This is a genomic window from Streptomyces tricolor, assembly GCF_002155905.1.
Taxonomy (GTDB): Bacteria; Actinomycetota; Actinomycetes; order Streptomycetales; family Streptomycetaceae; genus Streptomyces; species Streptomyces tricolor.
In genome coordinates, this window is the sequence record NZ_MUMF01000365.1 from 1 (window position 1) to 8900 (window position 8900).

Annotated in this window: 8 protein-coding genes; 3 read left to right on the forward strand and 5 right to left on the reverse strand. The window is 73.1% G+C overall.

The genetic code is table 11. The features are described 5' to 3' along the window. The first annotated feature begins 124 nt into the window (after positions 1–124). Both CCN44_RS25200 and CCN44_RS25205 read left to right on the forward strand, forming a co-directional pair. Positions 125–2191, forward strand: coding sequence for a SpoIIE family protein phosphatase (locus CCN44_RS25200; protein WP_086699783.1), 2067 nt, complete (start codon positions 125–127; stop codon positions 2189–2191). Between the two features lie 57 nt (positions 2192–2248). After that, the gene (locus tag CCN44_RS25205) at positions 2249–3112 is read left to right on the forward strand and encodes an Fpg/Nei family DNA glycosylase (protein WP_086699786.1); all 864 of its coding nucleotides are present in this window, start codon (positions 2249–2251) and stop codon (positions 3110–3112) included. A 64-nt stretch (positions 3113–3176) separates the two neighbouring features. Here CCN44_RS25205 and CCN44_RS25210 read toward each other — a convergent pair whose 3' ends face one another. The 3 genes from CCN44_RS25210 to CCN44_RS25220 all read right to left on the reverse strand — a co-directional run bounded on the left by CCN44_RS25210 (position 3177) and on the right by CCN44_RS25220 (position 5182). Next, positions 3177–3830: a zf-HC2 domain-containing protein gene (locus tag CCN44_RS25210; protein WP_059246649.1), complete on the reverse strand. Its 654-nt coding sequence runs from the start codon at positions 3828–3830 to the stop codon at positions 3177–3179. A 151-nt stretch (positions 3831–3981) separates the two neighbouring features. Beyond that, positions 3982–4494, reverse strand: a complete 513-nt coding sequence (locus CCN44_RS25215; protein ID WP_059246650.1) for a hypothetical protein — start codon at positions 4492–4494, stop codon at positions 3982–3984. Between the two features lie 139 nt (positions 4495–4633). Next, a complete protein-coding gene (locus tag CCN44_RS25220) occupies positions 4634–5182 on the reverse strand; it encodes a sigma-70 family RNA polymerase sigma factor (RefSeq protein WP_059246651.1) in 549 nt (182 codons plus the stop codon). Between the two features lie 216 nt (positions 5183–5398). Between CCN44_RS25220 and CCN44_RS25225 the strand changes: the two genes are divergently transcribed. After that, positions 5399–6547: a CapA family protein gene (locus CCN44_RS25225; RefSeq protein WP_059246652.1), complete on the forward strand. Its 1149-nt coding sequence runs from the start codon at positions 5399–5401 to the stop codon at positions 6545–6547. An 11-nt stretch (positions 6548–6558) separates the two neighbouring features. On the opposite strand, the gene CCN44_RS25230 is transcribed toward CCN44_RS25225, so the two are convergent. After that, entirely contained in the window at positions 6559–7983 is a 1425-nt protein-coding gene (locus CCN44_RS25230) for an amino acid permease (RefSeq protein WP_086699790.1), read from the reverse strand. A 153-nt stretch (positions 7984–8136) separates the two neighbouring features. Beyond that, on the reverse strand, positions 8137–8607 hold the full coding sequence (locus CCN44_RS25235) for a universal stress protein (RefSeq protein ID WP_059246654.1): 471 nt from the start codon (positions 8605–8607) through the stop codon (positions 8137–8139). Between the last annotated feature and the right edge of the window lie 293 nt (positions 8608–8900).

An 8900-nucleotide genomic window follows, 5' to 3' on the forward strand; every position in this document is an offset into this window, starting at 1 on the left:
CGGCCCGGCCGGCCGGGCCGGCGCCTGAGCCCGGCCACCGGTGCCGCACCGCCGCCCCGCCCGTTCCCGGCAGCGCCCGCCGATCAAGTCGAAGAATCGGCCGGATGCTGGCAATCTGGGCCCCATGGCCGATCGGGGAGCGAGCGCCCTGTCACTCCCGGAGGACTGGCCCGCACACCCGGACCCGATCCTCGCGCTCAACCGCATGGGCAGCTTCGACTGGGACCTGGACGCCGGTCTCTTCCACATGGACGCCCAGGCCTTCGAGGTGTTCGACCTGCGGCCCGAGGAGTACGACGGACGCCCGGAGAGCCTGGCCGTCCGGGTGCCGCCGCCGGAGTCCGCCCGGCTGGACGCGGTGATCGCCCGGGCGATCAAGGACGGCAGCGAGAACTACGGCGCCTACTTCCGCATCCGCTGCCGCGACGGCACCCTGCGCTGGACGCACACCCAGGGCTACATCCGGCGCGACGAGACGGGCCGCCCGCGCCGGGTCGTCGGCATCGTCCGCGACGCCACCGACGAACTCGCCGACGGCACCGCCCGCAGCCTCCGGGCCGCCCAGGAGGAGGCCTTCCGGCAGCAGACCAGCGTCGTCCAGGTCATCTCGGCCGCCCTCGCCCACGCCCGCAGCGTCCAGGACGTCATCGACGTGCTCAAGGACACCCACGGCGTCCGCCATCTGGGCGCCGCCAGCCTGGTGATGGGCCTGATGGAGGCGGGCCGGATCCGGCTGGTGGCCGAGGGGCCCGCCGGCAGCTTCGTCCCCGGCACCCGGGTCACCCGGATCGACGAGCCGTACCCGATGAGCGAGGTCGTCCGCACGCTCACCCCCCGGTTCATCGAGTCCCCGGAGGAGTTCGCCGCGGGCTACCCGATCCTCTGGCCGCACATCACCGACCTGCACATCACCTCGGCCGCCTATCTGCCCCTGATCGCCCAGGCCCGCCCGATCGGCGCGATGGGCCTGCTCTACGACGACCGGCGCGGCTTCTCCGCCGAGGAGCGCGCCGTCCTGGTCGCGCTGGGCAGCAGCATCGCGCAGAGCCTCATGCGGGCCATGCTCTACGAGCAGGAGAAGGACCTCGCCCAGGGCCTCCAGCAGGCCATGCTGCCCCGCACCATCCCCAGCGTCCGCGGCGCCGACGTCGCGGTCCGCTACCGCTCGGCGGCCCTCGGCCGGGACATCGGCGGCGACTGGTACGACCTGATCCCGCTGCCGGGCGGCCGGGTCGGCGCGGTCATCGGGGACGTCCAGGGCCACGACACGCACGCGGCGGCCGTCATGGGCCAGCTGCGGATCGTGCTGCGCGCCTACGCCGCCGAGGGCCACACCCCGGCCACCGTGATGGCCCGCGCCTCCGTCTTCCTCCACGAACTCGACACCGACCGGTTCGCCACCTGCCTGTACGCCGAGGCCGACCTGTCCACCGGAGTCGTCCAGATGGTCCGCGCCGGACACATCGATCCGCTGGTCCGCGGCAGCGACGGCAGCTGCGCCCGGATCCCGGTCGAGGGCGGGCTGCCGCTCGGGCTGTCCGCCGAGTTCGGCCGGCTGGAGTACCCCGTCGCCACCCTCGAACTCGACCCCGGGCACACCCTGCTGCTGTGCACCGACGGGCTCGTCGAGCAGCCCGGCACCGATCTCGACGACGGCATGCGCAGCCTCACCGCGCTCGTCGCGGACGGCCCGGACGAGGTGCGCGACCTCGCCGACCGGCTGATCCAGCGGTCCGAGGAGCAGGGCGGCGACGACGACGTGGCCCTGCTCCTGCTGCGCCGCCGCGCCCCCGAGGCCGCGCGCCCCGCCGGCCGGCTCCAGCAGCATGTGGCGCCCGGCGACCCGGAGGCCCTCGTCCAGGCCCGGCACATGATCCGCGCCGCGGTCCGCGCCTGGGGCGCCCGCGACCGCGCCGACGAGATCGAGCTGGCCGCCGACGAGCTGATCACCAACGCCCTGCTGCACACCGAGGGCTCCGCGGTCGTCACCCTGCGGTCCCTGGTCGGCCGCGAGCGCCGGCTGCGCATCGAGGTGGAGGACGCCTCCAGCGCCCTGCCGCGCCGCCGCGACGCGGGGGAGGACGGCGTCTCCGGCCGCGGTCTGCTCCTGGTGGACCGGCTCGCCGACGCCTGGGGGGTGGAGGCGCGGGGCGGCGGCAAGGCGGTGTGGTGCGAGTTCCGGCTGCCGTAGGCACCGGTCCGGACGGGACCGCGGGGCGTTGTCGGTGCCGGATGGCACTCTGGACGTATGCCGGAACTGCCCGAGGTAGAAGCGCTGACGGACTTCCTCACCGAGCACCTGGTCGGACGGCGCCTGGTGCGGGTGCTGCCGGTCGCCGTCAGCGTCCTGAAGACGTACGACCCGCCGGTCACCGCCGTCGAGGGCGCCGAGGTCACGGCCGTGCGCCGGCACGGCAAGTTCCTGGACGTCGAGACGGACGGCGGGCTCCATCTGGTCGCCCATCTGGCCCGCGCGGGCTGGCTCCAGTGGAGGGACCGGCTGCCGGACGGCCCGCCCAAGCCCGGCAAGGGCCCGCTGGCGCTGCGCGTGGCGCTGGAGACGGGCGAGGGCTTCGACCTGACCGAGGCCGGCACCCAGAAGCGCCTCGCGGTGTACGTGGTCCGCGACCCGCGGGAGGTGCCGGGCATCGCCCGCCTCGGCCCGGACCCGCTCGCCGCCGACTTCGACGAGGACCGCTTCGCCGCCCTGCTCCGGGACGAACGGCGGCAGCTGAAGGGCGCCCTGCGCGACCAGTCGCTGATCGCGGGCGTCGGCAACGCCTACAGCGACGAGATCCTGCACGCCGCGAAGATGTCCCCGTTCAAGCTCGCCGCCTCCCTGACCCCGGAGGAGGTCCACCGGCTGTACACGGCGCTGCGCGACACGCTCACCGAGGCGGTCGAGCGGTCCCGGGGCGTGGCGGCCGGGCGGCTGAAGACGGAGAAGAAGAGCGGACTGCGCGTCCACGGCCGTACCGGCGAGCCCTGTCCGGTGTGCGGCGACACCGTCCGCGAGGTCTCCTTCAGCGACTCCTCGCTCCAGTACTGCCCGACCTGCCAGACGGGCGGCAAGCCCCTGGCCGACCGCAGACTGTCCCGGTTGCTGAAATGAGCGCGGGGCTCGGCGCCGGCTGCCGCGAAAACCGCGACCGGCGCTCCTCCGCGATCCGGCCCCGCTACGGCGCCCCCACCGTGACCAGCAGCTTTCCCTCCGCCGTGCGGACCTCGTAGCGCGCGATCTGGTCCGGGTGCAGTGCGGCGGCACCCAACGCGGTGGTGGGCCGGGCGCCGTCACCGGGGTTGGTCCAGCCGGCGACGACCTCCTCCGTGCCGTCGCGGCCGACCGCGACCAGCCGGCAGGTGTGCCGTCCGGAGCCGTCCTTGACCTCCAGGCGCAGGTCGCTCCCCCAGTCGTGGTCCGCGGAGGTGACCTGTGCCCACACCCCGGTGCGCGGATCGGTCGCCGCGGTGACCCGCGCGGCCGGTTCCGTGTGGCCGGCGAAGGCCACGATGCCCGGGCCGGCCACGGCCAGCACCACCGAGGCGGCCAGGCCGTACAGCAGCCGGCGGCGCCGTGTGCGGTGCCGGTGCGCCAGTTCGCCGAGCAACCGGTCCAGCAGCCGGGGACCGGGCTGTGCCATGGGGTGCACGAAACGCGGCGTGGCCCGGCGGTACAGCAGCAGCTGCCGGGTCGTGGGCCCGAACTCGGTCACGTGTGCCGCGCACTGAGGGCACTCCATGAGGTGGTCCTCGAAGCGGAAGGCCTCCGCCTCGTCCAGCACGCCGAGCGCGTACGCGCCGGCGTCGCGATGCCTTTCCAGGGACCTCATGCCGAATCCTCGTGCCGATGGGTGCGGGTGGGGTTACTCCTTGCTCCCACCCGTACGCAGCCGACCGCCGAATCACTCAAGCCACGCGCAGAATCGCGGACAAGAGATTCGGAGCGGTCCGGCCCGCGGATTGGTGTGAATTCCGGGAGGTTCAGAAGAGGTGGATCGCGAGGTGCCCGAGGGGCAGCCCGAGCCGCCAGGCCGGCGTCCACACCTTCGGCCCCTCGTCCTCCCCGGACACCGCGCCGCCCGGCACCGCGTCCAGGTCCGGCGCGAGCAGCTCGGTCTCCTCCAGCCACCGCCAGGCGTCCGCCGCCAGCGCCAGGTCGGGGGAGGGGGCGCCGGAGCCGGCCGCCCGCTCCGTCAGCTCGGCCATGCGTCCCCGTACCCAGTCCCGCCACGGCTGGTCGTAGGCGGTCAGCGACAGCCAGTTCTCCAGCTGGGAGATCACCCGGATGCCGGACAGCTCCCCGTCCGTGTCGGACAGGAAGACGGTCAGCGCCAGGGCGTCCCGGCCGGCCCGGAACTCGAAGGACGTCGGCGGCATCAGATCGCCGGTGCGCAGCAGCTCGTCGGCGATGTACTCGGCGTACAACCACGCCATCGGGACGGCGAGTTCACCGCCGCCGGTGCCGTCCGTGCTCTCGTGACCTCTGTGCAGCATGCCTTCCTGCCTTCCTCCGGTACGTGCGCGTCGCCCGAACCCCGGGCCGCCCCCGACCGGAACGCGGATGAGGACAGCCCATTGCCCGAACGGGGGCCACAGCAAGGCGCTTTACCGAGGTTTGACCAGGCTTCCGGTTTCACCGCAGGTCGGCCGCGTAACCGGGAAGGACCCGGCGCAGGGCGCGCAGCGCGTAGTACGCGCGGGACTTCACGGTACCGGGTGGAATCCCCAGGGTCTGCGCCGCTTCCGCCACACTGGCCCCGAGGAAATACACGAGCACCAGGACGTCACGGTGCTCCGGCGTGAGTGTCTTCACAGCCTCCCGGACGTCGAGCATCGCAGCGGCCCGCTCGGCGTGGTCGGCGCTCACGCTGGCGTTCTCGGGGACCTCGTCGCCGATCTCGGGCGGCCGTGCCTGCCGGGCCCGCCGGGCGTCGATGGCGAGCCGCCGGGCCACGGTGAGCAGCCAGGGCCGTACGGAGTCGAAGCCGTCCGCGTGCAGTGCCTCGGGATGCTGCCAGGCGCGCACCAGGGTCTCCTGCACCAGGTCCTCGGCGCGCTGGCGGTCTCCGTCGCAGAGCCTGAACAGCAGGGCGAACAGGGGGCCGCCGTGCTCGCGCTGGAGCGCGGCCAGCTCGTGCTCGGCGGTCGTCGTCCCGTGGGTGAGTGAGGTTCCGGCCGTCATGGCCGTATCGCAGCGCAGGGCGCGGCCGGCGCACAGGGGGCGGGCCGGGTTGTGCGACGGACGGTCGATCGCGTCGGCGAACGGTCGGCCGAGCGGTCCAGCGAGACCCCGGACGGGCTAATGTCACGACCCGAGCTGTTTATCCGACACATCAGCTTCATACCCATATGCCCGTCACGGCTTCGTCTGTATATACGACAAACCTGGGGTGAGTTGATGATCGGACGCAGACAGCAGGTGGCCCTGGCCCTGACCGCCGTCCTCGCGGCCGGGGCGGCCTGCCAGAACCAGCACCGGGAGTCCGGCGCGCAGGGCGGCTCGGCGCCCACCGCGGCCCGCGGCTTCACCCTCGTCGCCTCCGGGGACGTCCTGCCCCACACCTCCGTCATCGAACGGGCCTCCTTCGACGCCGGCGGCAGCGGCCACGACTTCCGCCCCATGCTGGCCGGCGTAGAACCGGTCGTCTCCCGCGCCGACCTGGCGCTGTGTCACATGGAGACCGTCTACGGCGCCGACGGCGACTACGCCGGCTACCCCGACTTCAAGTCCCCGCCGCAGATCGCCGACGCCCTCGCCGCCACCGGCTACGACGGCTGCTCCACCGCCTCCAACCACGCCCTGGACGACGGCGCCGACGGCATCCGGCGCACCCTCGACGCCATGGACCGGGCCGGCCTCCGGCACGCCGGGACCGCCCGCAGCGAGGCCGAGGCCCGCTCGGTCACGATCCTCCGGGCGGGCACGGCCAAGGTCGCCCACCTGTCGTACACCTTCGGCACCAACGGCAACCCGCTGCCGCCCGGCCAGTCCTGGGCGGTCAACCTGATGGACCCCGACCGCATGATCGCCGACGCCCGCGCCGCCCGGCAGGCCGGCGCCGACGTCGTCGTGCTCTCCGTGCACTGGGGCACCGAATGGCAGGACGAGCCCGACCGGCTGCAGCTCGACCTCGCCCGGCGGCTCACCGCCTCGGCCACCGACGGCCACCCGGACATCGACCTGATCCTCGGCACGCACGCCCACGTCCCGCAGGCCTACGAGAAGGTCAACGGCACCTGGGTGATCTACGGGATGGGCGACCAGATCGCCGGCGAGATGTACAACGGCGAAGGCGCCCAGGACCCGCGGGGCAACGAGTCCACCCTCGGCCGCTTCACCTTCGCCCCGCCCGCCCGGCCGGGCGAGCGCTGGCGGGTCACCAAGGCCGAATTCGTCCCGCAGCTGTACGACCTCGACGCCGGCCGGGTCGTCGATCTGAACCGGGCCATCTCGCAGGGCGCCGAACTCCAGGCCGTGCGCGACCGGATCCGGGACGTGGTGCTCAGCCGGGGGGCCGCGCAGGACGGCCTGGTCATGGCGGAGTGACCGGCCGCCGGTCAGCCGGCGGTCTCCCGGGTGGCCAGCACCGAGCGCCGGTAGGAGTAGCCGAAGTAGATCACGCAGCCGAGCGCGAACCACACCGCGAACCGCGCCCAGGTCTGCCACTGCAGGAACGTGATCAGCCAGATCGAGAAGACCATGCCCAGGGCGGGCACGACCGGCATCCACGGCGTCCGGAAGGTGCGCGGCAGCTCCGGCTGCCGGTAGCGCAGCACGATCACCGCCGCGCACACCACCACGAACGCCAGCAGGATGCCGATGTTGGTCAGCTCGGCCGCCTCGCCGATCGGGACGAACCCGGCGATGGCGGCCGAGGCCAGCCCGACGATCCAGGTCACCCGGGTCGGCACGTGCCGGGTCGGGTGCGTCCGGGCGAACCAGCGGGGCAGCAGCCCGTCCCGGGACATCGCGAACCACACCCGGGTCACGCCCAGCATGAACGTGAACATCACGGTGAGGATGCCGATGATCGCGCCGACCGCGATCACGTCCGCCAGCGCGTCGAGCCCCACCGACTTGAACGCCGTGGAGAAGCCGCTCTCCTTGTCGATGTCCTTGTAGTTCTGCATGCCGGTCAGCACCAGACAGGCTGCCACGTACAGCACCATGGAGATCACCAGCGAGTAGATGATCGCCTTCGGCATGTGCCGCTGGGCGTCCTTCGACTCCTCGGCCGCCGTCGACATCGCGTCGTAGCCGAACACCGCGAAGAACACGGTCGCGGCGCCCGTGAACGCCCCGCCGATGCCGTACGGGAAGAACGGCCGGTAGTTCGCGGTGGTGATGTGGAAGACGCCCACCCCGATCACCAGCAGCACCACCAGCACCTTCAGCACGACCACGAACGTCTCGAAGCGGGCCGCGCTGCGGATGCCCAGGGTGAGCAGCCAGGCGATCAGCAGGCAGAGCAGGGCCGCGAACAGGTCGACCCGGTGCCCGTCCCCGGTGCCGGGCGCGCCCAGCATCCACTGCGGCAGGTCGGCGCCCAGCTCCTCGACCAGGAAGCTGAAGTAGCCGGAGATCCCGATGGCCACCACGGCCACGATCGCGGTGTACTCCAGCAGCAGGTCCCAGCCGATGAACCAGCCCGCGAACTCGCCGAGCACCGCGTACCCGTACGTGTAGGCCGACCCCGCCTTCGGGATCAGCCCGGCGAACTCGGCGTACGACAGCGCCGCACAGGCGCTCGCGACGCCGGCGATCAGGAAGGACACCAGCACCGCGGGACCCGCCGTGCCGTTCGCCACCGTGCCGGCCAGCGTGAAGATGCCCGCGCCGATGATGCCGCCCACGCCGATGGCGGTGAGCTGCCAGAGCCCCAGCGACTTGTCCAGCCGGGTGCCCTCGCCGACCTCCGTCTCCTCGATGTGTTCGATGGGTTTGCGGCGGAGAATCCCCTCACCCATGCGGAGCTTGGCCATACGCCTCACCTCTTCGCCGACGGCAAACGGCTGACGGCGGATCATGATGGCTCAGCGAGGACCCTCAGGGAAGACGCCACGCACGGCTCACGCCGGACCGTGTCCCCGCGCTCGCCCGGGGCCGGGATGCTGTCGGCCCCCTGCTGCGGCGCCCTACGGTACGACCGTCACCGGCCAGCGCCCCGCCTTCACCAGCCGGACCGCCACCGAGCCGATGATCCGGTGCCCGGCCTGCTCCGAGGCGCCCACCACCACAGCGTCCGCCTTCAGCTCGTCCGCCGCCTGCACCAGCCCGTTGTAGGGGTCACCGCGGAAGGTGTGGAACTCCCAGCGCACCTCGAATATCCCCTTGACCCGCTCGGCCGCCTCCCGGATCTGCGCGACCAGGTCCTCGGCGATCTCGTCGGTGGTCTCCGCCACCGGCGCCCCGAGCGCCGCCCCGGCCGCCAACACCGGCTGCACGTACACCACCGCCAGCAGCGCGTGCTGGCGCCGGGCCAGACCGCTCGCGTACGCGGCGGCACGCATCGAGGAGTCCGAGCCGTCCACGCCGACGACGATGACCTTCGGCCCGTCCGTGCCCCGCTCGAACGTGTGCGCAGGCTGTTCGTGCTGTTCCGTCACAACCCCGAGGCTATCGGAACCCGCAGCTCCGCCCCAGGCCCGGGCCGGGGTCCACGGGCACCGCGACGCAACGCCGTCGCTCCCCCCGGACCTGACGCGCCGTGACACCAGCGTCCGCGACCGGGCGATGAGGGTGTGTGACCGCCCGCCTCCGTACCGCCGCTGCGCAAACTCCGCAGAACGGGGCACTCGAAGACCGGACGGCGGCCCGCCACGCACGCGGGTCCGCCGTCCGTGCCGGCGCCCGGCCGCGACGGAGGGGACGGGGCCGGGCCGCCGCCCCGGACGCGGGC